The sequence below is a fragment of the Thiobacillus denitrificans DSM 12475 genome, from assembly GCF_000376425.1.
Taxonomy (GTDB): domain Bacteria; phylum Pseudomonadota; class Gammaproteobacteria; order Burkholderiales; family Thiobacillaceae; genus Thiobacillus; species Thiobacillus denitrificans.
The window spans coordinates 50,833-76,547 of sequence record NZ_AQWL01000004.1 but is presented as its reverse complement, the minus strand read 5'-3'; the positions used below and the strand labels follow the sequence as shown (position 1 = coordinate 76,547).

28 protein-coding genes are annotated in these 25,715 nt (G+C 64.4%); 16 read left to right on the top strand and 12 right to left on the bottom strand.

Annotated features, from left to right (window positions below; all coding sequences use genetic code 11):
• On the bottom strand, positions 1 to 534 hold the full coding sequence (locus tag B059_RS0107180) for an NUDIX hydrolase (RefSeq protein ID WP_018077566.1): 534 nt from the start codon (positions 532 to 534) through the stop codon (positions 1 to 3).
• A 182-nt stretch (positions 535 to 716) separates the two neighbouring features.
• Between B059_RS0107180 and B059_RS0107175 the strand changes: the two genes are divergently transcribed.
• The 5 genes from B059_RS0107175 (at position 717) to B059_RS20260 (ending at position 4,623) form a co-directional block, all read left to right on the top strand.
• On the top strand, positions 717 to 1,760 hold the full coding sequence (locus B059_RS0107175) for an AAA family ATPase (protein ID WP_018077565.1): 1,044 nt from the start codon (positions 717 to 719) through the stop codon (positions 1,758 to 1,760).
• A gap of 2 nt (positions 1,761 to 1,762) precedes the next feature.
• Positions 1,763 to 3,016 carry a vWA domain-containing protein gene (locus B059_RS0107170; RefSeq protein ID WP_018077564.1) on the top strand — a complete coding sequence of 418 codons (1,254 nt, stop codon included), beginning with the start codon at positions 1,763 to 1,765 and terminating at the stop codon, positions 3,014 to 3,016.
• A gap of 5 nt (positions 3,017 to 3,021) precedes the next feature.
• Positions 3,022 to 3,921 carry an Hsp33 family molecular chaperone HslO gene (hslO, locus tag B059_RS0107165; protein ID WP_051068495.1) on the top strand — a complete coding sequence of 300 codons (900 nt, stop codon included), beginning with the start codon at positions 3,022 to 3,024 and terminating at the stop codon, positions 3,919 to 3,921.
• The gene (locus B059_RS0107160) at positions 3,918 to 4,214 is read left to right on the top strand and encodes a hypothetical protein (protein WP_245538745.1); all 297 of its coding nucleotides are present in this window, start codon (positions 3,918 to 3,920) and stop codon (positions 4,212 to 4,214) included. Before hslO ends, B059_RS0107160 begins: the two co-directional genes overlap by 4 nt.
• Before the next feature lie 175 nt (positions 4,215 to 4,389).
• Complete coding sequence (locus B059_RS20260; protein WP_038058349.1) at positions 4,390 to 4,623, top strand: hypothetical protein; 234 nt, start codon at positions 4,390 to 4,392, stop codon at positions 4,621 to 4,623.
• 42 nt (positions 4,624 to 4,665) lie between these two features.
• On the opposite strand, the gene B059_RS0107155 is transcribed toward B059_RS20260, so the two are convergent.
• The 9 genes from B059_RS0107155 to ampD are packed head-to-tail and all read right to left on the bottom strand — an operon-like array spanning position 4,666 to position 14,861.
• On the bottom strand, positions 4,666 to 5,835 hold the full coding sequence (locus B059_RS0107155; protein ID WP_018077561.1) for a pyridoxal phosphate-dependent aminotransferase: 1,170 nt from the start codon (positions 5,833 to 5,835) through the stop codon (positions 4,666 to 4,668).
• Positions 5,832 to 6,605 carry a M90 family metallopeptidase gene (locus tag B059_RS0107150; RefSeq protein ID WP_018077560.1) on the bottom strand — a complete coding sequence of 258 codons (774 nt, stop codon included), beginning with the start codon at positions 6,603 to 6,605 and terminating at the stop codon, positions 5,832 to 5,834. Before B059_RS0107150 ends, B059_RS0107155 begins: the two co-directional genes overlap by 4 nt.
• Positions 6,602 to 7,894 (bottom strand): DNA recombination protein RmuC, encoded by a 1,293-nt coding sequence (locus tag B059_RS0107145; protein ID WP_018077559.1) that lies wholly within the window; start codon positions 7,892 to 7,894, stop codon positions 6,602 to 6,604. Before B059_RS0107145 ends, B059_RS0107150 begins: the two co-directional genes overlap by 4 nt.
• Positions 7,895 to 7,949: 55 nt before the next feature.
• Complete coding sequence (typA, locus tag B059_RS0107140; RefSeq protein WP_018077558.1) at positions 7,950 to 9,782, bottom strand: translational GTPase TypA; 1,833 nt, start codon at positions 9,780 to 9,782, stop codon at positions 7,950 to 7,952.
• 59 nt (positions 9,783 to 9,841) lie between these two features.
• Entirely contained in the window at positions 9,842 to 11,098 is a 1,257-nt protein-coding gene (locus B059_RS0107135; RefSeq protein WP_018077557.1) for a hypothetical protein, read from the bottom strand.
• 7 nt (positions 11,099 to 11,105) lie between these two features.
• Positions 11,106 to 11,486 carry a group II truncated hemoglobin gene (locus B059_RS0107130; RefSeq protein WP_018077556.1) on the bottom strand — a complete coding sequence of 127 codons (381 nt, stop codon included), beginning with the start codon at positions 11,484 to 11,486 and terminating at the stop codon, positions 11,106 to 11,108.
• Positions 11,487 to 11,489: 3 nt separating this feature from the next.
• On the bottom strand, positions 11,490 to 12,686 hold the full coding sequence (gene purT, locus B059_RS0107125; protein WP_018077555.1) for a formate-dependent phosphoribosylglycinamide formyltransferase: 1,197 nt from the start codon (positions 12,684 to 12,686) through the stop codon (positions 11,490 to 11,492).
• Between the two features lie 41 nt (positions 12,687 to 12,727).
• A complete protein-coding gene (locus B059_RS0107120) occupies positions 12,728 to 14,317 on the bottom strand; it encodes a phospholipase D family protein (RefSeq protein WP_018077554.1) in 1,590 nt (529 codons plus the stop codon).
• Positions 14,301 to 14,861: a 1,6-anhydro-N-acetylmuramyl-L-alanine amidase AmpD gene (gene ampD, locus B059_RS0107115; protein ID WP_018077553.1), complete on the bottom strand. Its 561-nt coding sequence runs from the start codon at positions 14,859 to 14,861 to the stop codon at positions 14,301 to 14,303. Before ampD ends, B059_RS0107120 begins: the two co-directional genes overlap by 17 nt.
• Before the next feature lie 89 nt (positions 14,862 to 14,950).
• Between ampD and B059_RS0107110 the strand changes: the two genes are divergently transcribed.
• From B059_RS0107110 to B059_RS0107085, 6 genes are all read left to right on the top strand, one after another.
• A complete protein-coding gene (locus B059_RS0107110) occupies positions 14,951 to 15,496 on the top strand; it encodes a hypoxanthine-guanine phosphoribosyltransferase (protein ID WP_018077552.1) in 546 nt (181 codons plus the stop codon).
• 1 nt (position 15,497) lies between these two features.
• Positions 15,498 to 16,259 (top strand): S-methyl-5'-thioinosine phosphorylase, encoded by a 762-nt coding sequence (locus B059_RS0107105; RefSeq protein ID WP_018077551.1) that lies wholly within the window; start codon positions 15,498 to 15,500, stop codon positions 16,257 to 16,259.
• A 21-nt stretch (positions 16,260 to 16,280) separates the two neighbouring features.
• Complete coding sequence (locus tag B059_RS0107100; RefSeq protein WP_018077550.1) at positions 16,281 to 17,003, top strand: pseudouridine synthase; 723 nt, start codon at positions 16,281 to 16,283, stop codon at positions 17,001 to 17,003.
• Entirely contained in the window at positions 16,982 to 17,515 is a 534-nt protein-coding gene (def, locus tag B059_RS0107095) for a peptide deformylase (RefSeq protein ID WP_018077549.1), read from the top strand. The genes B059_RS0107100 and def overlap by 22 nt, the downstream gene beginning before the upstream one ends.
• Positions 17,516 to 17,632: 117 nt before the next feature.
• Positions 17,633 to 18,016: a flagellar biosynthesis regulator FlaF gene (locus B059_RS0107090; protein ID WP_018077548.1), complete on the top strand. Its 384-nt coding sequence runs from the start codon at positions 17,633 to 17,635 to the stop codon at positions 18,014 to 18,016.
• The gene (locus B059_RS0107085) at positions 18,013 to 18,249 is read left to right on the top strand and encodes a hypothetical protein (protein ID WP_018077547.1); all 237 of its coding nucleotides are present in this window, start codon (positions 18,013 to 18,015) and stop codon (positions 18,247 to 18,249) included. The genes B059_RS0107090 and B059_RS0107085 overlap by 4 nt, the downstream gene beginning before the upstream one ends.
• Position 18,250: 1 nt before the next feature.
• Here B059_RS0107085 and B059_RS0107080 read toward each other — a convergent pair whose 3' ends face one another.
• On the bottom strand, positions 18,251 to 20,803 hold the full coding sequence (locus tag B059_RS0107080) for a [protein-PII] uridylyltransferase (protein WP_018077546.1): 2,553 nt from the start codon (positions 20,801 to 20,803) through the stop codon (positions 18,251 to 18,253).
• Positions 20,800 to 21,609, bottom strand: a complete 810-nt coding sequence (gene map, locus B059_RS0107075; protein ID WP_018077545.1) for a type I methionyl aminopeptidase — start codon at positions 21,607 to 21,609, stop codon at positions 20,800 to 20,802. Before map ends, B059_RS0107080 begins: the two co-directional genes overlap by 4 nt.
• A gap of 299 nt (positions 21,610 to 21,908) precedes the next feature.
• On the opposite strand from map, the gene rpsB reads away from it, so the two are divergent.
• The 5 genes from rpsB to uppS all read left to right on the top strand — a co-directional run bounded on the left by rpsB (position 21,909) and on the right by uppS (position 25,709).
• Positions 21,909 to 22,652, top strand: coding sequence for a 30S ribosomal protein S2 (rpsB, locus tag B059_RS0107070; protein ID WP_018077544.1), 744 nt, complete (start codon positions 21,909 to 21,911; stop codon positions 22,650 to 22,652).
• A 130-nt stretch (positions 22,653 to 22,782) separates the two neighbouring features.
• Positions 22,783 to 23,655 carry a translation elongation factor Ts gene (tsf, locus tag B059_RS0107065; RefSeq protein ID WP_018077543.1) on the top strand — a complete coding sequence of 291 codons (873 nt, stop codon included), beginning with the start codon at positions 22,783 to 22,785 and terminating at the stop codon, positions 23,653 to 23,655.
• Between the two features lie 6 nt (positions 23,656 to 23,661).
• Complete coding sequence (gene pyrH / locus B059_RS0107060; protein ID WP_018077542.1) at positions 23,662 to 24,372, top strand: UMP kinase; 711 nt, start codon at positions 23,662 to 23,664, stop codon at positions 24,370 to 24,372.
• A 9-nt stretch (positions 24,373 to 24,381) separates the two neighbouring features.
• Positions 24,382 to 24,951 (top strand): ribosome recycling factor, encoded by a 570-nt coding sequence (gene frr / locus B059_RS0107055; RefSeq protein WP_018077541.1) that lies wholly within the window; start codon positions 24,382 to 24,384, stop codon positions 24,949 to 24,951.
• A gap of 11 nt (positions 24,952 to 24,962) precedes the next feature.
• Complete coding sequence (uppS, locus tag B059_RS0107050; RefSeq protein WP_018077540.1) at positions 24,963 to 25,709, top strand: polyprenyl diphosphate synthase; 747 nt, start codon at positions 24,963 to 24,965, stop codon at positions 25,707 to 25,709.
• Positions 25,710 to 25,715 lie beyond the last annotated feature (6 nt).

The window sequence follows — 25,715 nt, the reverse complement described above, 5'->3', positions numbered from 1 at the left end:
TCAGCGCGTGCGGATGTCGCCGAAATGAAAGTCGAATGAGCCGGCGCGGCGATCGCTGAAATATTGTTCCAGCGTGGCACGCACGGTGCGGAAGGCAATTTCGTCCCAGGGAATGTCGGCCTCGGCGAACAATCGGGCTTCGAGCGATTCGATGCCGGGCTGAAAGTCCAGATCCAGCAGCCGGGCGCGGAACAGGAAATAAACCTGATTGACGTGCGGCAGGTTGTACAGGGTGTACAGCCCGCCGACTTCGATCCGCGCCCCGGCTTCCTCCCAGGTTTCGCGCGCAGCGCCCTCGAGCGTGGTCTCGCCGTTTTCCATGAAGCCGGCCGGCAGTGTCCACAGGCCGTACCGGGGTTCGATGGCGCGGCGGCACAGCAACACCTTGTCTTCCCACTCGGGAATGCAGCCGACCACCATCTTGGGATTCTGGTAATGGATGGTGCCGCATTTGGGGCACACATAGCGCGGTAGGTGGTCGCCGGTCGGCACGCGCAGCATCACTGCGCTACCGCATTCACTGCAAAAATTCATGCTGCATCCAATCGGTCGAGTTAGTTCCACGGTAACAAAATTCCCTCACCTCAAGCAAGGGCGAAGCTGGGGCGTGGCTGTCGCCACTTGAGTGCTTTACAACCACGGCCGACTCTTTACGGGTGGAATGCGAGTCCGTGAGCGATTATCATTTAGGGCCATTTACGTTGTTCTGATCGACCATGCGCCCTTCCCACATTGAAACCATCCTCGACCGCGAATTCGACAGCGCCGCCGACGGCCACCATACCCCGGTGATGCTGTGGGGGCCGCCCGGCGTGGGTAAGTCGCAGATCGTCGCCAAGATCGCCCAGCAGCACGGCGTGCCGCTGATCGACATCCGCCTGTCGCAGATGGAGCCGACCGACTTGCGCGGCATTCCGTTCCGCAGCGGCCAACTGGTCGAGTGGTCGATTCCTGCGGTATTGCCCGACGCTGAACGCCATGGCCCGTCGGGCATCCTGTTTCTCGATGAAATCACCTCGGCACCGCCCACCGTATCGGCGGCGGCCTATCAGCTGATCCTCGACCGCCGCCTGGGCGAGTACAAGGTGCCGGATGGCTGGGTGATCTTCGCCGCCGGCAATCGCCAGGGCGACCGTGGTGTGACCTACGCCATGCCGGCGCCGCTGGCCAACCGCTTCACCCATTATGCAGTCGAGGTGAATCTGGACGACTGGGTGGACTGGGCGCACAGCGAGGATATCGACCCGCGGGTCATCGCTTTCCTGCGCTTCCGTCCCGACCTGCTGTTCAGCTTCGACCCGGCGCACACGCCGATCGCCTTTCCCAGCCCGCGCTCGTGGGAGTATGCCCACCGTGCGCTGCAGAAATTCGACAGGACCGAACTGCTGGCCGATTCGTTGCAGGCCTGCGTTGGCCAGTCAGCCGGCCTGGAGCTGAAAACCTTCGTCGACAACATGGCGCAGATGCCCGATCTCGATGCCATCATCGCGGGCGCCGATGCCGAAGTGCCCGAAGGCATCGACCTGCAGTATGGCGTCGCCGCGGCGCTGGTGCGGCGTGCGCTGCAGGCTGCCGACAGCGGCAACGCTTCGGCGGTATACGGCAACATCCTCAAATATGCGCAGCGTTTCCCGCAGCGCGAAATGGGCGTCATGCTGGTGTCCGACCTGCACCGGGCGGTGGGACGGCCGCTGTTCGCCGTGCCGGCATTCGCCGAGTGGGCCAACAGCATCACCGATCTGGTTCTCTACGAGCATTGACCATGGCTGAACAGCCCGATGCTCTGCAGCCCATCTTCACCAAGCTGGCGGCCGCGCGCACCCGCCTCATCATGGAGCGCCCGTTTCTTGGTGCGCTGGTGATGCACCTTCCGCTGAAGGTTGGCGGCGACGGGTGCACCACCACTGGAACCGATGCGCAGGCGTTTTATTTCAACCCGAAGTTCATCGAGAACCTGTCGCTGGCGCAGACGCAATTCGTCCTCGCACACGAAGCGATGCACTGTGCCATGGGCCACCCCCAGCGCCGCAACCATCGGATGAAGCGGCGCTGGGATGTGGCCTGCGACCACGCGGTGAATCTGATCCTGATCGAGGAAGGCCTGAAGCCGCCGCTGCACGGCATCCTCGCCGACCAGAACTTCATGACGCTGTCGGCGGAAGAAATCTATCCGCTGATTCCCGAGGACACCCCGGAAGAGTCCTTCGACCAGCACCTGTTCGACAACGACAACGAGCAAGGCGCCAGCCCCGATCAGGACGAACGCCAGGATGATCCCGAGGGCGGCGAGGCCGGTGGCCAGGGCAAGGAAGGCCAGAGCGAGGCCGAACCGCAACAGGGCAGTGGCAGCCAGGCCTCGCAGAAGCCGAACGAACTGTCGCCTTCCGAGCGCGAGGAACTTGCCGAGCAGTGGAAAAACCGGCTGGCCGCCGCAGCCCAGGCGGCGCGCCAAGCCGGCAAACTATCCCGGTCGATGATGCGCTGGGTCGACGGCCTGTTGGCACCAAGCCTGCCGTGGCGCGCCTTGCTGGCGCGCTTTTTCGCGATCAACCAGCGCGACGATTATTCGTGGCGCCGTCCTTCGCGGCGCGAGGGCGACGCGCTGCTGCCGCGTCTGTCGAGCGAGGGCATCGAAGTGGTGGCGGCGATCGATACCAGCGGCTCGATCAGCGACGACGAGTTGCGCGAGTTCGTCACCGAGCTCGATGCACTCAAGGGCCAGGTACGCGCCAGGGTGACGCTGCTGGCGTGCGACAACCACGTGGCCGGAAACGCACCGTGGGAATTCGAGCCTTGGGACGCCATGCAGCTTCCCGCCGACCTCGAAGGCGGCGGCGGTACCGATTTCCGCCCGGTGTTCGAGTGGGTCGAGAACGAAAACCGCAGCCCCGACATGCTGGTGTATTTCACCGACGCCGAAGGCGACTTCCCCGGAATCCCGCCGAACTACCCGGTAATCTGGCTGGTCAAGGGCAAGGGTAGGGTGCCCTGGGGCGAGCGGGTGCAACTCAATTGAACCCCTTGCACGCTCAGCCCAGCCGGGTGCGCAGTTTCCTGTTCGAACAGCTTGACATCCGCGGCGTCTGGGTGCAGCTGGGAGCCGCTTGGCGCGAGATGACGGCGGGACGCGATTACCCCGGGCCGGTGCTCGAACTGCTGGGCCAACTGGCGGGGGTGACTACGCTGATCACCGCCAACCTCAAGCAGGCGGGGCGGCTGACCTTCCAACTGCGTGGCGACGGCGACGTGTCGCTGCTAGTGATGGACTGCGACGAGCAGTTGCGCCTGCGGGGCATGGCGCGCGCGCCATCCGAGTTGTCGGCGGGCAGCTTGCCGGTCCTGCTGGGCGGCGGCGCCCTGACACTTACCCTCGACAGCGCCGACATGCGCCAGCCCTACCAGAGCCATGTGCCCTTGCAGGGCGATACGCTGGCTGCCGTATTCGAGCATTATCTGGCGCAGTCGGAGCAGACACCGACCCGGCTGTGGCTGGCGGCCAACCACGAGACCGCGGCGGGCCTGTTCCTGCAGGCCTTGCCGGGCGCAGCCGCGCGTGATGCCGACGGCTGGAACCGGATGCAGATACTAGCCGATACGGTGCGGGCGGACGAACTGCTCGGACTCGGCGCGATCAAGCTGATTGAGCGCCTGTTTCCGGAGGAGGATGTACGGGTGTACGATCCTCGTCCGGTCAGCTATCACTGCCCGTATGACCCGGCCAAAATCCATTCCATGCTGCGCGGCGTGGGGCGGACGGAATGCGAGGCCATCATCACCGAGCAGGGTGAAATCCGGGTTCACGATGATATCTGCAACCATGAATATGTACTGGATGCAGCGGCGGTGGCCGCGCTGTTTGCCCCGAGGGATGCCGATTCTTTGCACGCCGAGGCGCCCGCTGTCAAGGGCAGCAACAAATGAAAGGACGCGCGATGGGGACAGGGTGGGTATTGCTGGGGCTGCTGACACTGTCAACGGGTGCACTGGCGGATGAACGCTATCAGGCGCTGCCGCTGGCAGGTGCCGAGGGCGGCAAGGGCGGCGCGCGCGCGTTTATCCTCGACACCCGTGACGGCCATGTCTGGATCTGGAGCGAAAATGAACTGACCATTGCGCCGGATGGCCGCCGCCGCTATGGCACCGGCTTTTCCTATCAAGGCAAATTGCGTCCTGGCACCCAGCCAGGAGAATTCATCGAAACGCCCAGAAAATAATGTGTCAAACTCGTTTTGTTGCAATTTGGCAACATCCGGAACGCGCTAAATCAATTTTTTAGTAGATTGTGGTTTTCTATTACCGTTTTGCTAGAATTCCGCGCGTCGGCTGGATCACAAGTCCCGGACCGATCTCTGGTGTGGGTTTTTATATTTGTAAGTAAAGGGAAATTAAATGAAATATTCCATCCTCCTGGCTGCCCTGCTGGCTGTCTCCATGACCGCTTGTGGTAAAAAAGAAGAAGCCGCTGCTCCTGTCGAAGCGCCTGCTGCTGAAGCGCCGGCTCCGGAAGCTGCTGCTCCTGCCGTTGAAGCCCCGGCTGCCGATGCTGCTGCGCCTGCCGCCGAAGCCCCTGCCGCCGAAGCTCCTGCTGATGCTGCTGCTCCCGCTCCTGCTCCCGCCCAGTAATTCCGGGTACGGAACACGAAACCGGCCTTCGGGCCGGTTTTTTTATGCCTGCAAAAAACGATCAAGCCGCGCCATGGCATCGGCCAGCCGCGGCAGAGGCTGGGTGTAGGCAAACCGGATGTGGCGTGTCGCGCGATGCGAACCGAAATCGACTCCAGGCGTTGCGGCAATGCCCGTCTGTTCGAGCAAATGATTGGCGAATGCGTAGCTGTCCGAGGTGAGGCGGCTGCAATCCGCATACAGATAAAACGCTCCCTGCGGCGTTACCGGAATATCGAAGCCGCGCTCGCGCAAGGCGGGCAGCAGAAAATCGCGGCGGGTGCGCAACTCGGCCTTGCGGGTTTCGAGTTCATCCAGGGTTGCGGGCGTGAATGCCGCCAGTGCCGCATGCTGTGTCGGGGTGGCGGCGGCCAGGAACAGATTCTGCGCCAGCCGTTCCAGTGCCGGCATGGCCCAGGCAGGAGCGACCAGCCAGCCGAGCCGCCAGCCCGTCATCGAGAAATATTTGGAAAAACTGTTGATGACGAATACGTCGTTCCAGCGTGCAGCGCTGTGCTCGCTGCCGTCGTAAGTGAGCGCCAGATAGATCTCATCGACGATCAAGGCCACGCCCTGTATGTGGCACCAGTCGCGGATGCGTGCGAGTTCGTCGGGGGAAATGGCGGTGCCGGTGGGATTGGACGGGCTGGCGATCAGCACCGCGCGGGTGGCGGGAGTGGCATGGCGCTGGATGGAATCGAGGGTAAGCTGAAAGCCGCTGTCGGCATCGACCGGAACGGCGATTGCGCGGGCATCGCAAAAACGGGCGAAATGGCGGTTGCAGGGATAACCCGGGTCGGCCATCAGCACTTCGTCGCCGGGGCCGGCCAGCAGGCCCAGCGTCAGCAGCAAGGCGCCCGAGGCGCCGGGTGTCACCACGATCCGCGCGGAATCGACCGCAGCCTGCCAGCGAGCGGCATAAAACCCGGCGATGGCTTCGCGCAGGACGGGCAGGCCGAGTGCGCCGGTGTAGTGCGTGTGTCCGGCGCGCAGCGCCGCGATGCCGGCCGCGACGACGGGTTCGGGCGTAGCGAAGTCCGGCTCGCCGATTTCAAGATGGATGATGTCGCGTCCGGCGGCTTCCAGCGCCTGCGCCCGCGCCAGGATGTCCATCACGTGGAACGGCGCGATGCCGTCCATGCGTGCAGCGGTTTTGGGATGGCTTGGGGTCATGTCTGGCTTTCCGCCCGGCGCAAGGGGTGCTGGCGATAAAACTGCTGCAGTTGCCGATAAATCGCCGGGTATTCCGCATCGAGCACGTGCGGCGTTTCAAAAAACACTTCGCTCAACACGGCAAAAAACTCGGCGGGGTTGGCGGTGGCGTAGGGATCAATCGCGGTGTCTTCGCCGCCATCGACGCGCGTGCACAGATCGGCATAGGCCGCACTGAAGTCGCGTGCCCAGCTGGCGGAATCCATGCCGCGATGCAGCGGCGGGAAGCCATTGGCGTCGCCATTCAGCATGTCGAGCTTGTGCGCGAATTCGTGCAGCACGACGTTGGAGCCGTCGGCCAGGCCGCTGGCTTCGGCGTCGGCGAGCGACAGCACCAGCGGGCCACCGTGCCAGGACTCGCCGGCAAGGATGTCGCGTGTATGGTGGACGACGCCGGCCTCGTCCATCTCCACTCGCGGACGCAGGAATTCGTCGGGGTAGAGGATGATTTCGTTCCAGCCCCGGTAGCTGTTTTCGTCGAGATTGAGGGTCAGCAAGCAGGCCTGGACGGCGATGATCAGCTGCATGGCATCGTCGACTTCGGCGCCACCGGCAGCGGAGAAGGTCTTGTCGTGGATGAACAGGCTGGTGATTTCGTGCAGGTGCGCCAGTTCGCCGGACGTCAGTCCCCGCAGGATCGGAAGGCGTTCGACTGCGGCCCGGAACGCGGCGAGTGGAACGAGGTGGCGCCGGAGAACGCGGTTGCGGCGCCAGTCGGAAAACCAGCTCATTCGTCCGCGTCGAGCAGGCGCGCGGCGCCTGCGTCCGGATGTTCGAGTTCGACCCGTTCGATCTGCAGGAAGCGGCGGCTGATCTTGTCGCTGGAAATGCGCACTTCGCTCACATCCTTGTTGGCCTGCTCGATGTGGCTGGCGAGCTTTTTCATGCGCTCGTCGAAGCGCGCGAAATCTTTCGCCAGCTTGGAGAGCTCGTCCTTGATCACGTGCGCCATGCGCCGCGTTTCCGAATCGCGGATTACTGCGCGTGCGGTATTCAGTACCGCCATCAGCGTGGTCGGCGAAGTGAGCCACACCCGCTTTTTCTGTGCATGCTCGACCAGATCCGCGTGGTAGGCGTGGATTTCGGCGAACACCGCTTCGGCCGGCAGGAACATCACGGCGCCGTCGGAGGTTTCGCCTTCGACGATGTATTTGGCGGCGATGTCGTCGACGTGCTTTTTGACGTCGGCCTTGAACTGCCGCCGCGCCGCCTCGCGCTCGGCCGGCGGCAGCGTGTCGTCGAACATGCGGCTGTAGTTTTCCAGCGGAAACTTGGCGTCGACGCAGACAGTGCCGGTGGGTTCTGGCAGGATCAGCACGCAGTCGGCGCGTGTGCCGCTTCTCAGGGTGTGCTGGAAGACATAGGCGTCGGGTGGCAGGCTGTTCCGCACCAGCGCCTCCAGCTGTACTTCGCCGAAAGCGCCGCGCGAGCGCTTGTCGCCGAGGATTTCCTGCAGCGACACGACGTTGGAGGCGAGTCCTTCGATTTTCTTCTGGGCTTCGTCGATCACCGCCAGGCGCGACATCACCGAAGTAAACGTCTCATTGGTTTTCTTGAAGCCCTCGTCGAGCCGCTCGGCTACCTTGCCGGAGATTTCATTCAGGCGGCCATCGACCGTCTGCGACAGCTGCTGCGCGCGTTCGTTGAACTGCGCGCTCATATGCTTCAGTGTGCCTTGCAGCAGGCTCTGCTCGGCACGTCCCTGTTCGATGAGCTTTTCCAGCATCGCAGTCTGGAACTGGCCGAACTGGCCGGTGACGGTTTCACGCGTCTCGGCCAGCCGCTCGGCCTGCGCGATCTGCAAAGCCGCCAGCTGGGTTTGCATGCGGTCCGATTGCTGCGACAGGCCCGCATGCAGGTCGGTCAGCACTGCGCGGTGACGGGCCTCCATATCCTGCACCAGCAGCGCGGGCAGCCTGGCTTGCTCACGCTGCAGCGCACGCAGGCGCAGCAGCAGGAGAACAGTCAGGAAAACGAGGACGGCGAGGCCGGAGAAGAGGCCGATTTCGACAGGATGCATGCGCGAATTTTACCCGTGCCGCAATGAAAAAACCCGGCGCTGGCCGGGTTTTGCATCACGCTGCGGCGCGGCTTGCGCGCTTGCGCTCGTGTTCCTGCAGATGGCGCTTGCGGATGCGGATCGACTTTGGCGTGATCTCGACCAGTTCGTCGTCGTCGATGAACTCCACCGCGGATTCGAGCGTGAGCTTGATCGGGGTGGTCAGGCGCACCGCCTCGTCGGTGCCCGAGGCGCGCACGTTGGTGAGCTGCTTGCCCTTGATCGGGTTGACCACCAGGTCGTTGTCGCGGCTGTGGATGCCGATGATCATGCCTTCGTACAGCTTGTCGCCGGGCGAGACGAACATGCGGCCGCGGTCTTCCAGCTTCCACAGCGCGTAGGCGACCGCCTCGCCGTTGTCCTGCGACACCAGCACGCCGTTGTGGCGGCCGGGCAGGTCGGCTTTCACCGGGCCGTAGTCGTCGAACACGTGGCTCATCAGGCCGGTGCCGCGCGTCATGGTCATGAAGTCGGACTGGAAGCCGATCAGGCCGCGCGCGGGAATGTGGTATTCGAGGCGGGTGCGGCCCTTGCCGTCGGATTCCATGTTGGTCAGCTCGCCGCGGCGGCGGCCGATTTCCTCCATCACGCCGCCCTGGTGCTCGTCTTCCAGGTCGATGGTGAGGTTCTCGTACGGCTCGCATTTTTCGCCGTCGATCTCCTTGTACACCACGCGCGGCTTGGCCACCGCCATCTCGAAGCCTTCGCGGCGCATGTTTTCCAGCAGGATGGTGAGGTGCAGCTCGCCGCGGCCGGCGACGCGGAACACGTCGGCGTCACCGGTTTCGTCGACGCGCAGCGCAACGTTGGTCAGCAGTTCCTTGGTCAGGCGGTCGCGGATCTGGCGGCTGGTGACGAACTTGCCTTCGGTGCCGGCGAGCGGCGAGGTGTTGACCATGAAATCCATGGTCAGCGTCGGTTCGTCGACCGACAGTACCGGCAGGCCGACCGGATTCTCCTTGTCGCAGATGGTGACACCGATGCCGATATCGTCCAGCCCGGAAACGATGATGATGTCGCCGGCTTCGGCTTCTTCGACCTGGATACGCTCGAGGCCACGGAAACCGAGTACCTGGTTGATGCGGCCGGTGGCCACCTGTTCTTCATGGTTCATCACCACGACCGACATGCCGGGCTTGATGCGGCCGTTGAGCACGCGACCGACGCCGAGGCGGCCGGTGTAGGTCGAGTAATCGAGCGCGGCGATCTGCAGCTGCAGCGGTGCGTCGGCGGAGCCGGGCGGGGTAGGGACGTGGGACAACACCGTGTTGAACAGCGGCGTCATGTCGGCCGCTGTGCCGCCCTGCGAAGGCGCGTCCTTCAGATCCATGCATGCCCAGCCGTTGAGGCCCGAGGCGTAGATGATGGGGAAATCGAGCTGGTCGTCGGTGGCGCCGAGCTTGTCGAACAGGTCGAAAGTCTGGTCGACCACCCAGTCGGGGCGTGCGCCGGGGCGGTCGACCTTGTTGATCACCACGATCGGACGCAGGCCCAGTGCCAGCGCTTTCTTGGTGACGAAGCGCGTCTGCGGCATCGGGCCTTCGACCGCGTCGACCAGCAGCACCACGCCGTCGACCATGCCGAGCACGCGCTCGACCTCGCCGCCGAAATCGGCGTGGCCGGGGGTGTCGACGATGTTGATGTGGGTGTCGCCGTAGGTGATCGCGGTGTTCTTCGCCAGGATGGTGATGCCGCGTTCTTTTTCGATGTCGCCGGAGTCCATTACCCGCTCGTCGACCGCCTGGTTGTCGCGGAAGGTGCCGGACTGCTTGAGAAGCTGGTCGACTAGCGTGGTCTTGCCATGGTCGACGTGCGCGATGATGGCGATGTTGCGGAGCTTGCGGGACATGATGGGGGCCGGATTGCGGGAAGCCCAACATTATAGCATGGTTGTTTGACAATTCATTGTTATTGTGCGAGCGGGTGTGCGGCCAGGCGGGTATCGATGCGGGCAATGACGCGCTGGTAGCGGGCGCTGCCGATGGGGCCGAAGCGGCGGTCGAATTCGGCCTGCGGCATGAATTCCGGCAGGTCGCGGAAATCCGGCAGCAGATCGGCATCGTTGCGGGCAAGGGCCAGATGCTGGCGCACCCGTGCCGCGGCAGCGCCGGTGGCGCGTTCACCCAGCCGAACGCCGGCGCGGTTGGCGGCAAGGTCGGTGAAGCTGAAGCCGGAACCCCTGCCCGCATCTTCTTCTTCCTTGATCAGGCCGATGGCGTTGGCCAGACGGCTGCCGCCATTGACCGACAACGCGGCGGAAATCATGAAGTGCTCGGCAAAGTCACGCCTTCCATGCAGTGACAGCAGTACGGGCGGCGCCCGGCGGATCGAGCGGCTGTCGCCTTCCAGCAGCCTGGGCAGGCTGATCCCGGCCAGGTAGGCCGCCAGAGCGGTGAGCGCGGCACGATTTTCCTCGCGCGCGTCGCCGCCGGTTTGCAGGGCGTGCGTAAACAGGGGGCCGGTGATCCGCACCAGCGGTACGGTGCTGCCGTGCGGGTGGCGCTTGAGCAGGGCGTCCAGCTGTTCGGCATAAGCCAGCATGCGTGCCTGGTCCTCGGGGGCGATCAGCAATTTCGCACTTTTGCGTTCCAGTTGGGTCAGCAACTCGGGATGCCAGCGGTAATCCAGGGTGGCCTGGTTTTCATCGAAATTGATCTGGGAGAACGCATCGGCCAGCGTGGCGTAGGTCTTGTCGCGGCGCAACCAGCGATGCGCCTGACGCGCCATCCAGTCGGCGAGTATGCCGGGCAGCGGCAGACTGCCCAGTTGCAGGCCCTGGATCCGGATGCCGCCAGGCACCTCGGCTATTTCCGCGGTGAGATTGAGGTAGCGGCCAAACGGGTTGGGCGGTACGGCGAGGGTGGCGGAAAGCGTGGCCATGCCGGGGGTGAGTTCGGCGGCCATGCCGCTGACGCGGTGCAGTTCGACGGCATAGTTCAGCAGACGGTTGAGTTCAGCCTCGTCGAGCCGGATGCTCTGAACCACGTCGGGCGTCTGGCGGCGCGGGTCATGTTTCTGGAATAGCGTTTTGACCCAGGCCAGATCGGTGCGGCGAAACTCGGCGGGCGGCTCGATCGCCGGTGCGTCGTCCAGCATCAGCCAGGGCAGCGCGGTGAGCGCGGCCAGCACGGCGAGCAGCGCGCTCCAGCCAATCAAACGCTTCATGGCGGGATCATTCCGGCTGGTTGCGCATGAAATCGGCGGTCTTGAAGAATGCCGCCGTCATTTCCTGCTGCATCGCGGCATCCACCCCCACGTCCTGCATCGCACGCATCATGCAGCCCATCCACTGGTCGCGCTCGGCTTCGCCGATGACGAAGGGTAGATGGCGGCGGCGCAAAAATGGATGGCCGAAGCGGTCGGTGTATTCCGGCGGTCCGCCGGTCCAGCCGGAGAGAAACCAGGCGAGCTTGTTGCGCGACTCGGTGAGGTCTGCCGGATGCAGCTTGCGGATGCCGTAATAATCCGGATCTTCGTCCATCAGGTCGTAAAAGCGGTCTACCAGCTTGCGGATCGTTTCGCCGCCGCCGAGGCGTTCGTAATGGGTTTGCATCGCTCAGTCCTTCACCGGCTTGACCGCCGCCGCCGCCGCCCTGGCATGCAGGCGGGCCTCGTTCGTGTCGCCAGCGGCGGCGAGCGCCACCCCCATGCGGCGGTTGACGAAGGCCTGCGGTTTGCCGAACAGCCGCAGATCGACGCCGGGTGTGCGCATGGCATCGGCCACGCCGTCGAAGGCGATGCCGGTCGCGTCCATGCCGCCGTAGATCACCGCCGAGGCGCCGGGTTCGCGCAGGCTCGTATCGACCGGCAGGCCGAGGATGGCGCGCGCATGCAGCTCGAACTCGTTCTGCCGCTGTGTCGCCATCGTCACCATGCCGGTGTCGTGGGGGCGCGGGCTGACTTCGGAGAACCACACCGTGTCGCCCTTGACGAACAATTCCACGCCGAAAACCCCGCGCCCGCCGAGATTGGCGGTGACGGCGGCGGCGATTTCCTGCGCGCGCACCTGTGCCGCGGCGGACATCGCCTGCGGCTGCCATGATTCGACGTAATCGCCCTTCACCTGCAGGTGACCGACAGGCTCGCAGAAATGCGTCTCGACCGTGCCCGCGGCACCGAGCGCGCGCACGGTCAGCAGCGTGATTTCGTAATCGAAATCGATCACCCCCTCGACGATGACGCGTCCCTTGTCCACCCGCCCACCGCTGGCAGCCGCGTTCCATGCAGCCGCCAGCTGGCTGGCGTCGTCCACCCACGATTGTCCCTTGCCGGATGATGACATCACCGGCTTGATGATCACCGGGTAGCCCAACTGGCTGGCTGCAGCCGACATCGCAGCCAGGCTGTCGGCGAACACGTAGGGCGATGTCGGCAGGCCCAGCGTTTCCGCCACCAGCCGGCGGATGCCTTCGCGGTTCATGGTGAGGTTGGCGGCGCGTGCGGTGGGGATGACCTCTGCCAGTCCGGCGGCCTCGATTTCCAGCAGGGTTTCGGTGGCGATGGCCTCGATCTCCGGCACCACCAGCTGCGGCTTCTCCGCTTCGATCAGCGCGCGCAGGGCCGCGCCGTCGCTCATGTCGATCACGTGCGCGCGGTGCGCCACCTGATGGCCGGGGGCGTCGGCGTAGCGATCCACCGCGATGACTTCGACGCCGAGGCGTTGCAGGGCGATGGCGACTTCCTTGCCGAGTTCGCCCGCACCCAGCAGCATGACGCGGGTGGCGGAAGGAGAGAGGGGGGTGCCGAGGCGCATGGCCGGAATCCTGGAAACAATCAAACGGGATTTTACCGTGTTCAGAGATGTTCCTCGATCGGCAGTGCCTGCAGCACACGCAACAGGCCGCGCTGGATCGGGGTGGTTTCGGGTTCGAGATCGAAAATGCGCTCGGAACCCTGGTGGATATCGCGCCATTGCAGGCGTTTCGCGACGCCTTTTTCGGTTTTTTCGACGACGAGCCGAGGCTGGTAGCTGCGTTCGGGACGCATCGCGTCTTCGACGATGACGGTGACCTGGCGGGCCAGTTCGGTGGAGTGGATGACCAGTCCCATTTCAGTATTGAGCAATGCCGAGCGCGGATCGAGATTGAAACTGCCGATGAAGACGTGCTCGTCGTCGAAGACGAAGGTCTTGGCGTGCAGGCTGGCGCGCGAGGAGCCGCTGCCGAGGTCGCGCAGGCGGCCGCCGGTGGGTTCGGCGACCGGTTTCAGTTCGTGGAGATTGACGCCCGCTTGCAGCAGCGGGATGCGGTAATTGGCATAGCCGGCGTGCACCACCGGCACGTCGCTGGCGGCATAGGCGTTGGTCAGCACGTCGATCTGCACGCCCTGGCTGCGCCAGTACTCGAAGTAAGCCATGCCGTAGGCGCTGGGCACGAAATAGGGCGACACGATGAGGGCACGCCGGGTGGGGTCGACCCAAAGCCCTGCAAGCTGGCCGATCAGCAGCCTGGACGGCGATTTGCTGCGCCTGAGCACCTTTCCCGGCGGATCGACGATGAGATCCGCGCGTGCGATGTGCCAGGGGGCTTTGCCTGTCAGCAGTTTGGGGAGTGGATCGGCCGCAGTCAGCGCGCGGCCATAGTCGCTGTCGATCTGCTGCGCGCGGTACTGCTGCAAGAATCGGACGGTGCGCTGCAGCCGGATGTCGCTGGCATTGACTGGCAGGGCGGCGGCGGGTACCGCCGCATCGCTGTTCCAGTATTGATCGAACGATCGCGACAGGCTGTCGACGATGGCGCCCGCCGCAATGACGTCGAGATCGACGAAGGCCAGGTCATGGTGGGCATCGAAATACTCGTCGCCGATATTGCGCCCGCCGGTGATGCCGAGCTGGTTGTCGGCGATGAAGACCTTGTTGTGCATGCGGCGGTTGAGGCGGACGCTTTCGCGCAACGCCTGCCAGCCCTTGACGAAAAGATTGGTGCTGCGGGTGTGGAAGGGGTTGAACAGCCGCACCTGGATGTTGGGATGGGCGTTCAGCGTGGCGAGCCGGAGTTCCTTGTCGGCGGTGTCGATGTCGTCGACCAGCACGCGCACGCGCACGCCGCGCTCGGCGGCGGCCAGCAAGGCCGCGGCGACCAGCTTGCCGGTGGCGTCGTTGTGGAAAAGGTAATACTGGACGTCGAGCGTGCGGGTCGCGCGCTGCGCCAGCGCCAGCCTGGCGGCCAGCGCCGCACGGCCTTCCTGCAGCAGATGAAAGCCCGATTCGCCGGCCGGGATCTGTGCCGACAGATATGCTTTCAATGGGCTGTCGGCCTGGTTTGAGACGGCCTGCGAAGGCGGGCGCTCGGCGCTCATCCTGAGCGTGGGCGCGCAGCCGGCAAGCGCCAGCAGCGCGGCCAGCACGGCGCCGGCAAGGCGGAGCGATTCAAGCGGTTTGCGCATGCAGGCGTTGCCAGTCGAAATGGGGGCCCGGATCGGTCTTGCGGCCCGCAGCGATGTCGCTGTGCCCCACCACGGCCTGGATGGGATAGGCCTGTTTCAGCAAGCGCACCAGCGGAGCCAGGGCGGTGTACTGGGCCTCGGTGAAAGGCTGCTCGTCCGTGCCTTCGAGTTCGATCCCGATGGAAAAATCGTTGCAGCGTTCGCGCCCTTGCCAGGTCGACACTCCTGCGTGCCAGGCGCGCAGCGTGCACGGCACGAACTGGATCAGGGTACCGTCGCGGCGAATGAAAAAATGCGCCGATACCCTGAGCCCACGGATGCCCTGGTAATACGGATGCGCATCCCAGTCGAGCCGGTTGGTGAAGAGGTCGATCACCGCATCGCCGTCGAACACGCCCGGCGGCAGCGAAATATTGTGGATGATGATGAGTTCGATCGCCGTCCCTTCCGGGCGCGCGTCGCAATTGGGCGAGGCCAGCCGGCGCGAAGCGGACAGCCAGCCAGCTGCATCGAGGACGCGGGGATGGGGGGCGGAGAGCGGCATGGCGCAAGCTTACTCGACCCGCACAAAGTCTGGAAACATCGGCGTCGAGGGCTTAGACTGCCGGCTTTTGCCGAATCCTTCCCCTCGCCATGACGCCGTTTGAAGCGCGACAGTTGCTGGACAATGCCGAGTGCATTGCGTCTGCGGACAGCGTCCAGGCCGTGCTCGACCGCCTGGGTCAGGAGATTGTCCGCGTGCTGGCGGAGGACTTTCCGCTGGTGCTGGCGGTGATGGGCGGCGCGGTGGTGTTTGCCGGCCAGTTGCTGCCGCGGCTGGGTTTTCCGCTGGAGTTCGATTACCTGCACGTGACGCGCTATCGCGGTAAAACCAGCGGCGGCGAGGTGGAATGGCGGGTCCTGCCGGGGCAGAACGTGGTGGGCCGCAACGTGCTGGTGCTGGACGACATCCTGGACGAGGGCGAGACCCTGGCCGCGATCCGCGACAAGCTCATGCACATGGGCGCGGCGCGGGTATGGTCGGCGGTGCTGACCAACAAGGACAACGGGCTGGACAAACCGGTCCGGGCCGATTTCGTGGGGCTGGATGTGCCCGACCGCTATGTGTTCGGCTGCGGCATGGACGCTTACGGGCTGTGGCGCAATCTGCCCGCTATCTATGCTTTGAAGGACAAATAATATGTTAGGCATTATCGGCGGCACGGGGCTGACCCAGCTCGCCAATCTGGAAATCACCCATCGCAAGGTGGCGCGCACGCCCTTTGGCGAGCCGTCTGGTGCGCTCACCTTTGGCCACATCTGCGACCAGGAAGTGATCTTTCTGGCACGCCATGGCTATGGCCACACCATTCCGCCGCACGAGGTGAACTATCGTGCCAACCTGTGGGCGCTGAAAGACCATGGCGTCGACCGCGTGGTGTCGGTGGCCACGGTCGGTGGCATTCATCCCGGGCTGATTCCCGGCATGCTGGTCATCCCGGACCAGATCATCGACTACACCCATGGCCGGGCGGCCACCTGTATTGTCGAAAGCGACAAACCGGTCACCCATCTCGATTTCACGTTCCCCTATTGCGACCGGATGCGCAAGGCGCTGCTTCAGGCTGCGATCAGCGCAGGCATCAGTCTGCGCGATGGCGGCGTGTATGGCGCGGTGCAGGGACCACGCCTGGAAACCGCAGCCGAAATCAACCGCATGGAGCGCGACGGTGCCGATATGGTGGGAATGACCGGCATGCCGGAAGCCTATCTGGGGCGCGAGCTGGCGCTCTGCTACGCGGCGGTGGGCGTGGTGGTGAACTACGCGGCCGGCCGTGGCCTGTCGACCGACGGCATCCAGATGGAAGAGATCCAGTCCGTGCTGGGCGAGGTGATGCTGCAGGTGCGCCATCTGCTCGAGCAGCTGGTGCTCAACGACGCTGCCGGGTTGTGCACGTTCTGAACGCGCGATGAAGCGGGCCGTATGAAACTCTACCGCGCCCTGCAGTCGCAGGGATTCGGCAGCCGCAAAGCCTGCATGGCGCAAGTGCGCATGGGCGAGGTGGCGGTCAACGGCGTGGTCTGCGACGACCCCGAGACCGAGGTCGACCCGGCGCAGCTGGAACTGACGCTCGACGGCGTCAGCTGGCTTTACCGCGAGAAAGCCTATGTGCTAATGCATAAGCCGGCCGGGTATGAATGCTCGCATCATCCCCGCCACCATCCCAGCGTGTTTGCCCTGTTGCCGCCACCACTGGTGCAGCGCGGGGTGCAGTGCGTGGGACGTCTCGATCAGGACACCACCGGGCTGTTGCTGTTTTCCGACGACGGCCAGTTCATCCACCGCATGACCTCGCCGAAGAAGGGCATCGCCAAGGTGTATCGCGCAGACTGCGCCGAGCAGCTCGACGACGCCATGCTGGAGGCTTTGCGCCGCGGCGTCCAGCTCAACGACGAGCCGGCGCCAATTGCCGCGCTGGCGTGCGAGGCGCTCGGTGGACGCAGCTTGCGCCTGACCCTGGGCGAGGGCAAATACCATCAGGTCAAGCGCATGATCGCTGCGGCCGGCAACCGGGTCGAGTCGCTGCATCGCGAAGCCATCGGCGGCCAAGTCCTGCCCGCAAGCTTGCCCGCCGGCGCATGGCGCTGGCTGGAAGCTGGCGATCTCACCCGACTGGAGCAGCCATGGCCATCCGCGACGTCCTGAAAATGGGCGATCCGCGCCTACTGGAAGCGGCACGCCCGGTGGAGGAGTTTGCCTCACCCGAACTGGCGCAGCTGATCGTCGACATGCACGACACCATGCGCGCATTGAACGGCGCCGGCCTGGCGGCGCCGCAAATCGGTATCGGCCTGCAGGTGGCGGTCTTCGAGGTCAATGCCAACCCGCGTTATCCGGACGCCGAAAGCGTGCCGTTCACCGTCCTCATCAACCCCGTGCTGACCCCGTTGTCCGATGCAATGGAGGAAGCCTGGGAGGGGTGCCTGTCGGTTCCCGGGATGCGCGGATTGGTGCCGCGCCATGTCGGTTTGCGCTACCAGGGCTTCGACGCGACGGGGCAGCCGATCGATCGCAGTGTGAGCGGTTTCCACGCACGCGTGGTGCAGCACGAAGTCGATCATCTGCGCGGCATCCTGTATCCGATGCGCATTCGCGACCTGCGTCATTTCGGCTTCACCGACACCCTGTTCCCGGGGCAGAACCTGCAGGACGATTGACGGGTTCTCGACGCTTTTGGGCATGCATTTAGCTTGCCTAAAGTTGCCCCTGTTCACGCCGCTAACTTGAAGCGTAACCGTGGGCGAGGTGCCCCGGCACAAGCTGCAAGGACGACAATGAACTCCGAACAACAGATCCGGCAGGCTCGGTACCGCATCCATCATGCCGACGTGATGATGGGGGAGGCGGCCCAGCTCGACGCCATTGCGGCCCAGTTGATGGCGGTGCAGCGGCAATGGAACGCCCCTGGCCGCGAAGCCCACCTGACCGCGGTACTGGCGACCAGCCGCGCGGTGTGGCATGGCATTCAAATCGCGCTGGCCGAAGGCGCCCTGGTTTTCCCGCTGGAAGTGCAGCAGAACCTGCTGATTCTGTCAGTGTATGCCGACAGCAAGATCAGCGCATGCGAGCTTGCGCCCAGCGCCGACACGCTGGGCAGCCTGATCGCGCTGACCCATACGCTGGCAGGCAGCCTCAAGGAATGGCGGGAGGCGGCATGAAGGCTTCGCAGTATGCAGTGCCGGGCCCGGATAGCGGTCTGGCCGATGCTGCAGTCGACGCGGCGGGCACCACCCCCTCGGTGCGTCCCGGCCGTGTCCGCAACCGCAGCAAGACCGAACTGGACGAAAAGCTCAAGAAACCGGACGGCAGCGTGCGCAAGAAGTCGCCGCCAGCACGCAAGGCCCCCGCGCGCGGGCGCTACGTGGACGAATACGCGCAGCCGGCGCGCTGAGTCACTTCAGCACTTCGTGCACGTCGGTTTCCAGCGCCTGTCTTCCGGCCGGGGTATGCAAAGCGCCTCCGCGGATCAGAAAGGTGTCCTCGACACGCTCGCCCAGCGTGTCGATTTTGGCGGCATAGACGTTTACCCCATGCCGCATCAGCACCTCGGCTACCGCAAACAGCAAGCCCCCGCGATCCGCACAGATGATCGACAGCATGTAGCCGTGCCCCTGCGCATCGGCTTCCAGCTGTACCGTGGTGGGGTAGGGATGGTGCCGCTGATGGCGTGACAGGCGGCCGCGCGGTGCCGGCTGCATCGGCTGCGCCGGGTCGAGGTCGCGCGCCAGCTCGTGTTCCACAAAGCTCAGAAAATCGCGGTAATGAATGCCGCGGTTGGCCAGGTCCATCACCTGAAAGCTGTCGAGCGCATAGCCATGCCGGGTGGTGTGGATCTTGGCTTCGAGAATGGTGTACTGGATACGCGCAAAAAAGCCGCAGATGCGGGCAAACAGGTCGGGCCGGTCGGGGGTGTAGACCAGCACCTGGATGCCTTCACCGACCGGCGACAGGCGTGCCCTCACGATGGCGTCGGCGCTGTCGGTGCGGCGCCACAGCATGCGTGCCTGCCAGGCCATGTCGCGGGCGTCGAAACGGGCAAAATAACGCGTGTCGAGGTGCTGCCACAGTGCGTCGGCGGCGCCGGTAGGCAGGCCATACAGGGCGAGGTTGACGCGCGCTTCGTTCTGCTTGGCGGCGATGTCGGCGACGGCTTCGTCGCCGCCAAGCAGCTGCGCCCGCGTGGCATGGTAGAGGTCTTCCAGCAGCTTGCCTTTCCAGGCATTCCATACCGTGGGGCTGGTGCCGCGGATATCGGCCACGGTCAGCAGATAGAGGGCCGTGAGCCGACGCAGGTTGCCTATCCTGGCGGCAAACGCGGCAATCACCCCGGGGTCGCTGGTGTCTTCCTTTTGCGAGGTGCGCGACATCGCCAGGTGCATTTCCACCAGCCAGGCGACCAGTTCGGTATCGGCCTTGTCGAGGCCGTGCCGGCGGCAAAATCTCCGTGCATCGGCCGCTCCCAGTTCGGAGTGGTCGCCGCCGCGGCCTTTGGCAATATCGTGAAACAGGGCGGCCAGGTAGAGCAGTTCGGGTTTGTCGAAACCGGCGATCAGGCGGCTGGCGAGCGGAAGCTCGTGCGCCAGTGCCGGCACGGTGAAGCGCCGCACGTTGCGCAGCACGGTGAGGATGTGTTCATCGACGGTGTAGACGTGAAACAGGTCGTGCTGCATCTGCCCGACGATGCGGCCGAATGCCGGGATGTAGCGTCCCAGCAGGCCATAGCGATGCATGGCGCGCAGCGCCCGGGTGATGCCCAGCGGCTGGCGCAGCAGCGCCATGAACAGTGCGTGGTGTGCCGGATTGGCGCGGAAGGCGGCATCGATGCGGATGCTGCCACGCCACAGCGCGCGCAGCGTGGCCGGCTCGAACCCGGCCAGTGCCGGATGCTGGGCATACAGGATGAAGGCGCGCAGCAGGGCATCGGGCTTGCGTTCGAACAAGTCGGCGGCGCGCGCTTCGAGCAGGTTGGCGCGCAGCTGGAAGTCGGCGTCGATCGGGCTGGGCGGCGCCGTCACCGGAAACAGCCGCACCCGCAATGACTGGATGAGAATGTCGTTGGTGCGCTGGATCAGCTTGGCGGAGCGGTAATAGCCCTGCATCAGGCGTTCGCCTGCGCGCTTGTGCACAGTGGCAGCGAGTCCCAGGCGAGCAGCGAGTTCGGTCTGGTAATCGAAGGCGAGGCGGTCGTCGCGCCGCCTTGCCAGCAGGTGCAGATGGATGCGCAGCGCCGACAGGGCGCGTTCCACCCGCGCGATGCGCTGCGCCTCCGCTTGGGTCAGCAGCCCGGCGCGTGCGATGCCGTTCCAGCCGCCGGCGATGCCGCAGGCCTGCGCCAGCCAGTGAATCATGTGCAAATCGCGCAGGCCGCCCGGGCTGTCCTTGAGGTTGGGTTCGAGTTTGTAGGCACTGTCGTCGAAGCGGGCGTGGCGCGCCTGCTGCTCGGCGAGCTTGCCGTCGAAGAAGTGCTGGGGGCTGAAGCGTGCCTGGAAGCGGCGTTCGAGTTCCCCGAACAGCGGGCGGTCGCCCCACAGGAAGCGTGCTTCAAGCAGATTGGTCTCGACCGTGATGTCGGCGTCGGCCTCGCCGATGCAGGCCTCGACGGTGCGTACGCTGTGGCCGATTTCCAGTCCGACGTCCCAGCACGCCTGCACCCAGCTTTCCAGCGTGGCCTGCTGCCCGGTTGCGGGTTCGTGCGGCAGCAACAGCAGCACGTCCACGTCCGAACCGGGGAACAGTTCGCCGCGCCCGTAGCCGCCGACAGCAGCAAGGCAGAAGCTGGCGGGCAGCGCGAGCCGGACGCCGATTTCCGCCAGCACGCCGTCCACCAGAGCGGTGTGGCGCGCCAGGTAGGAAGAAACGACCGCTTTTTCAAGATAGGCCGCCGCCAGTGCCGCGCGGCCGGATTTGAGCCGCTCGCGCAGATCGGCGAACGGCGGGGCGCTCACGCGGCGTGGCAGACGCGATCGGGAATCGCCGGGGTGCCGGCCGAGACGGTCAGCACTTCGTAACCGCTGTCGGTGACCAGCACCGTGTGTTCCCATTGCGCCGACAGACTGCGGTCCTTGGTGACGATGGTCCAGCCGTCCGGCATCTGGCGAATGTCGCGGCGGCCGGCGTTGATCATCGGTTCAATGGTGAAAGTCATGCCGGGCTCCAGCACGAGACCGGTGCCGGGCTTGCCGTAATGCAGCACCTGCGGCTCCTCATGGAAATCGAGGCCGATGCCGTGGCCGCAGAATTCGCGCACTACGCTGTAGCCGTGGTTTTCGGCAAAACGCTGGATCGCATGGCCGATGTCGCCGAGCCGCGCGCCGGGTTTCACCTGGACGATGCCGACCCACATCGCCTCGTAGGTCACCTGGATCAGCCGCTTGGCCTGGATCGACGCTTCGCCCACCGCAAACATGCGGCTGGTGTCGCCGTGCCAGCCGTCCTTGATCACGGTGATGTCGAGGTTCACGATATCGCCGTTTTTCAGTGCCTTGTCGCTCGGCACGCCGTGGCATACCTGGTTGTTGATCGAGGTACAGATCGACTTGGGGTAGGGGGTGTGGCCGGACGGCGCATAGTTCAAGGGCGCGGGGATCGTGCTCTGCACGTCCACCATGTAGTCGTGGCACAGCCGGTCGAGTTCGCCGGTGGTGACGCCGGGTTTGATAAAAGGCGTGATGTAATCGAGCACTTCCGAGGCGAGACGGCAGGCAATGCGCATGCCTTCGATCTCGGCGCCGGTTTTGATGGTGACAGTCATGTAACGGACAGACGGGAGTTTTAAAGCCACATTCTAGCCAGCGTGCCGGCTGTACGCCAGAGAAACCCCGACGTGCCGGCTGCCCGGGCACAGGCCATCCGCATGGCCCGCCAATCGGCGGGGTCATGCGCCGGCAGGCTTCCTCCTTGAAATGAAGGCCTCGACGAATTAGAATTGCGGGCTGTCCGAAATGGTTCGGACAAATTCGCACACCTGTCATTGAAAAAGGGTGGCGGCGCATCCGGACAAGCGATGCGCGGCTGCTGGCGGGTGGAGGCTCAACCCTTTAGGAGATTCAAATGTCTGTCACCATGCGTCAAATGCTGGAAGCCGGTGTCCACTTCGGTCACCAGACCCGCTTCTGGAACCCCAAGATGGCCCCGTTCATTTTCGGTCATCGCAACAAGATTCATATCGTCAACCTGGAAAAATCGCTGCCGATGTTCCAGGAGGCGCAGAAATTCGTGCGTAAGCTGGCGTCCAACAAAGGCAACGTGCTGTTCGTAGGTACCAAGCGCGCCGCGCGCGACATCGTCCGCGAAGAGGCGCAGCGCGCCGGCATGCCTTATGTCGACAACCGCTGGCTGGGCGGCATGCTGACCAACTTCAAGACGGTCAAGCAGTCGATCAAGCGCCTGAACGACCTGGAGGCCCAAATCGCCGAGCCCGGTCGCCTGTCGAAGAAGGAAATCCTCACCGTGCAGCGTGAGGTCGACAAGCTGAACCGCAGCCTGGGCGGCATCCGCGAAATGGGCGGCCTGCCCGACGCGCTGTTCATCATCGACGTCGGCTACCAGAAGGGCGCCGTGGTCGAGGCCAGGAAGCTGGGTATCCCGGTGATCGGCGTGGTCGACACCAACAACAGCCCGGAAGGCGTGGACTATGTCGTTCCCGGCAACGATGACTCGGCCCGTGCGATTCGCCTGTATGCGCGCGGCATGGCCGATGCGGCGCTGGAAGGCCGCGCCCAGGTCATCAGCGAGCTTGTCGGTGGCGAAGAGTTCGTCGAGATCGAGGAAGAGGGCGCGCCCGCTGCCGAATAAGGCGCGGCGCACTGCAACATCGCCGGGAGGGCTTTCCGGCGGTCGTGTTTAGAGGAGGGGCGTCTGCCCCTCTTTCTGTATTGAATCGTTTGAAACTGGCTGTATTTAATTGAATCCTGGGGAGTTCGAAATGGCTGAAATCACTGCAAGCATGGTCAAGGAGCTGCGCGAAAAAACCGATGCGCCGATGATGGACTGTAAAAAAGCGCTGGCGGAAGCCGGCGGCGACATGCAGAAGGCGGAAGAGATCCTGCGCGTGCGCTTCGGCAACAAGGCGGCCAAGAGCGCCAGCCGTGTCGCAGCCGAAGGCGTAGTGACGATCGCCATCGGTGCCGATGGCAAGTCGGCCGCCATGGTCGAAGTCAACTGCGAGACCGACTTCGTGGCGAAGAACGACGATTTCCTGGCGCTGTCGAACGCGCTGGCCGAGATGGTGCTGAGCCAGAATCCGGCCGACGTTGCCGCGCTGTCCGCGTTGCCTTACAAGGGCGCCACGGTGGAGGCTTTCCGCACCGAACTGGTCGGCAAGATCGGCGAGAACATGGCGGTACGCCGTTTCGTGCGCCTGGACGGTCAGGGCAAATTCGCCAGCTACATCCACGGCGGCAAGATCGGTGTGCTGGTCGACGTAACCGGCGACGAAGCGCTGGCGCGCGACGTTGCCATGCACATCGCGGCGTCCAAGCCGAAGTCGCTGGATGCGTCGGGCGTATCGCAGGAGCTGATTGATACGGAACGCCGCGTCGCGATCGAGAAGGCCAAGGAGGCCGGCAAACCGGAAGCCATGCTGGAGAAGATCGCCGAAGGCACGGTGCAGAAATTCCTCAAGGAAGTCACCCTGCTGTCGCAGCCCTTCGTCAAGGACGACAAGCAGACTGTCGATCAGGTGCTCAAAGCGAAGAACTCGCAGTGCCACGGCTTCGTGATGTACGTGGTAGGCGAGGGCATCGAGAAGAAAGTGAACGACTTCGCTGCCGAAGTAGCGGCGGCTTCCCAGGTCTGATCGGGCATGGCGCCGGTCCGTCGCATCCTGCTGAAGCTGTCCGGCGAGGCCCTGATGGGGCCGGACAGCTTCGGCTATCACGCCGATACCATGGCCGGTTTTGTCGGTCAGATCCGCGAAGTGGTGGCGGCAGGCGTGCAGGTCGGCATCGTGGTTGGCGGTGGCAATCTGTTCCGTGGCGCCACCGGCGCGCTGTCCGGGATGAACCGTGCCAGCGCGGATTCGATGGGCATGCTGGCCACGGTGATGAACGCGCTGGCGCTGAAGGATGCCTTGCAGCAGGCAGGGATCGAGGCGCGGGTGCAGACCGCGGTCAGCATTGCCCATGTTGGCGAGGGTTTCGAGCGTGACGCGGCAGTGCGCCATCTGGAAGCGGCGCGAGTGGTGATCTTTGGCGGCGGCACCGGCAACCCGTTCTTCACCACGGATACGGCGGCGGCGCTGCGTGCGGCTGAAATTGGCGCCGATTTGTTGTTGAAGGCGACCAAGGTCGATGGCGTCTACACCGCCGATCCGAAGAAGGACGCGAGCGCCCGCCGCTACGAGACGCTCTCCTTCGACGAGGCGATCGCCAATAACCTGGGCGTGCTCGATACCGCTGCCTTTGCCTTGTGCCGCGAACAGAAACTGTCCCTGGTCGTGTTCAATGTCTTCAAGCCCGGCGCGCTGAAGCGCGTGGTGATGGGTGAGAATGAAGGCACGCGGGTGACTTTGTAAGGAGTTGAAATGGCTGAAACCAGCATTGTCGAGATCAAGCAATCCGCCGAACAGAAAATGGGCAAGACCCTGGAAGCGTTGAAAAACGACCTGGCCAAGGTGCGCACGGGGCGCGCCCATACTGGTATCCTCGACCACGTCATGGTCGACTACTACGGCAACCCGACGCCGGTTCCGCAGGTGGCCAGCGTGTCGCTGGTCGACAGCCGTACCCTCGGCGTCCAGCCGTACGAAAAGAACATGGTCGGCAAGATCGAGAAAGCGATTCGCGACGGCGATCTGGGCCTGAATCCGGCGACACACGGCGATATCATCCGCGTGCCGATGCCCTCGCTGACCGAAGAACGCCGTCGCGACCTGATCAAGGTGGTGCGCAACGAAGCCGAAGGCGCACGCGTCGCCGTACGCAACATTCGCCGCGACGCCAACGGCACGCTGAAGGACATGGTCAAGGCCAAGACCGCGACCGAAGACGAGGAGCGCCGCACCCAGGACGAGGTGCAGAAGCTGACCGACAAGTTCATCGGCGAAATCGACAAGATGCTGGCCGACAAAGAGAAAGACCTGCTCGCGGTCTGAGCATATCCGGCGTGGCTACCCGCAGCAAGCAAGCGATTCCGGCAAGCGCCGATGTGCCGCGGCACATCGCCATCATCATGGACGGCAATGGCCGCTGGGCGAAGCGCCGGCTGATGCCGCGCGTGGCCGGCCATCGCAAGGGCGTCGAGGCGTTGCGCGGGGTGATCCGCGCCTGCGCCGAACGCGGCGTGTCGCACCTCACGGTGTTTGCCTTCAGTTCCGAAAACTGGCGGCGCCCACAGGAAGAAGTCAGTCTGCTGATGGAACTGTTCATGCGTGCGCTGGAAAATGAAGTCGCGCGGCTGCATGAAAACGACATCCGCTTTCGCGTCATTGGCGACTTGTCGGGCTTTTCCGAGCGCATCCAGAGCCTGGTCAGCGATGCCGAAGCGCTGACGCGCAACAATGCCCGCCTCACTTTCACCGTGGCGGCCAATTACGGCGGACGCTGGGACATCGTGCAGACGGTCAAGAAGCTGATGGCTTCCAGCGTGGCGCCGGAAGCGGTGAGCGAAGCCGCGCTGGCGCAACAACTCAGCATGGCCGATCTGCCGGAACCCGACCTGTTCATCCGCACCGGCGGCGAACAGCGCATCAGCAATTTCCTGCTGTGGCAACTGGCCTACACCGAACTCCATTTCACCAACGTGCTGTGGCCGGACTTCGACGCCGTGGCGCTGGATGCGGCAATCGCTTCCTATCGCACCCGCGAACGCCGCTTTGGTCGCACCAGTGAACAGGTGAGCGCGGCATCATGAATCATT

Coding starts and splice junctions, on each gene's coding strand:
- B059_RS0107135 (WP_018077557.1), bottom strand. CDS start 11,098: ATGAAGCGTTTGATTGGCTGGAGCGCGCTGCTCGCCGTGCTGGCCGCG.
- B059_RS0107175 (WP_018077565.1), top strand. CDS start 717: ATGCGCCCTTCCCACATTGAAACCATCCTCGACCGCGAATTCGACAGC.
- B059_RS0107180 (WP_018077566.1), bottom strand. CDS start 534: ATGAATTTTTGCAGTGAATGCGGTAGCGCAGTGATGCTGCGCGTGCCG.
- B059_RS0107105 (WP_018077551.1), top strand. CDS start 15,498: ATGTTAGGCATTATCGGCGGCACGGGGCTGACCCAGCTCGCCAATCTG.
- typA (WP_018077558.1), bottom strand. CDS start 9,782: ATGTCCCGCAAGCTCCGCAACATCGCCATCATCGCGCACGTCGACCAT.
- B059_RS0107110 (WP_018077552.1), top strand. CDS start 14,951: ATGACGCCGTTTGAAGCGCGACAGTTGCTGGACAATGCCGAGTGCATT.
- B059_RS20260 (WP_038058349.1), top strand. CDS start 4,390: ATGAAATATTCCATCCTCCTGGCTGCCCTGCTGGCTGTCTCCATGACC.
- tsf (WP_018077543.1), top strand. CDS start 22,783: ATGGCTGAAATCACTGCAAGCATGGTCAAGGAGCTGCGCGAAAAAACC.
- B059_RS0107100 (WP_018077550.1), top strand. CDS start 16,281: ATGAAACTCTACCGCGCCCTGCAGTCGCAGGGATTCGGCAGCCGCAAA.
- def (WP_018077549.1), top strand. CDS start 16,982: ATGGCCATCCGCGACGTCCTGAAAATGGGCGATCCGCGCCTACTGGAA.
- map (WP_018077545.1), bottom strand. CDS start 21,609: ATGACTGTCACCATCAAAACCGGCGCCGAGATCGAAGGCATGCGCATT.
- purT (WP_018077555.1), bottom strand. CDS start 12,686: ATGCGCCTCGGCACCCCCCTCTCTCCTTCCGCCACCCGCGTCATGCTG.
- ampD (WP_018077553.1), bottom strand. CDS start 14,861: ATGCCGCTCTCCGCCCCCCATCCCCGCGTCCTCGATGCAGCTGGCTGG.
- B059_RS0107150 (WP_018077560.1), bottom strand. CDS start 6,605: ATGAGCTGGTTTTCCGACTGGCGCCGCAACCGCGTTCTCCGGCGCCAC.
- B059_RS0107090 (WP_018077548.1), top strand. CDS start 17,633: ATGAACTCCGAACAACAGATCCGGCAGGCTCGGTACCGCATCCATCAT.
- pyrH (WP_018077542.1), top strand. CDS start 23,662: ATGGCGCCGGTCCGTCGCATCCTGCTGAAGCTGTCCGGCGAGGCCCTG.
- rpsB (WP_018077544.1), top strand. CDS start 21,909: ATGTCTGTCACCATGCGTCAAATGCTGGAAGCCGGTGTCCACTTCGGT.
- B059_RS0107160 (WP_245538745.1), top strand. CDS start 3,918: ATGAAAGGACGCGCGATGGGGACAGGGTGGGTATTGCTGGGGCTGCTG.
- B059_RS0107120 (WP_018077554.1), bottom strand. CDS start 14,317: ATGCGCAAACCGCTTGAATCGCTCCGCCTTGCCGGCGCCGTGCTGGCC.
- frr (WP_018077541.1), top strand. CDS start 24,382: ATGGCTGAAACCAGCATTGTCGAGATCAAGCAATCCGCCGAACAGAAA.
- B059_RS0107085 (WP_018077547.1), top strand. CDS start 18,013: ATGAAGGCTTCGCAGTATGCAGTGCCGGGCCCGGATAGCGGTCTGGCC.
- B059_RS0107145 (WP_018077559.1), bottom strand. CDS start 7,894: ATGCATCCTGTCGAAATCGGCCTCTTCTCCGGCCTCGCCGTCCTCGTT.
- B059_RS0107170 (WP_018077564.1), top strand. CDS start 1,763: ATGGCTGAACAGCCCGATGCTCTGCAGCCCATCTTCACCAAGCTGGCG.
- B059_RS0107130 (WP_018077556.1), bottom strand. CDS start 11,486: ATGCAAACCCATTACGAACGCCTCGGCGGCGGCGAAACGATCCGCAAG.
- B059_RS0107155 (WP_018077561.1), bottom strand. CDS start 5,835: ATGACCCCAAGCCATCCCAAAACCGCTGCACGCATGGACGGCATCGCG.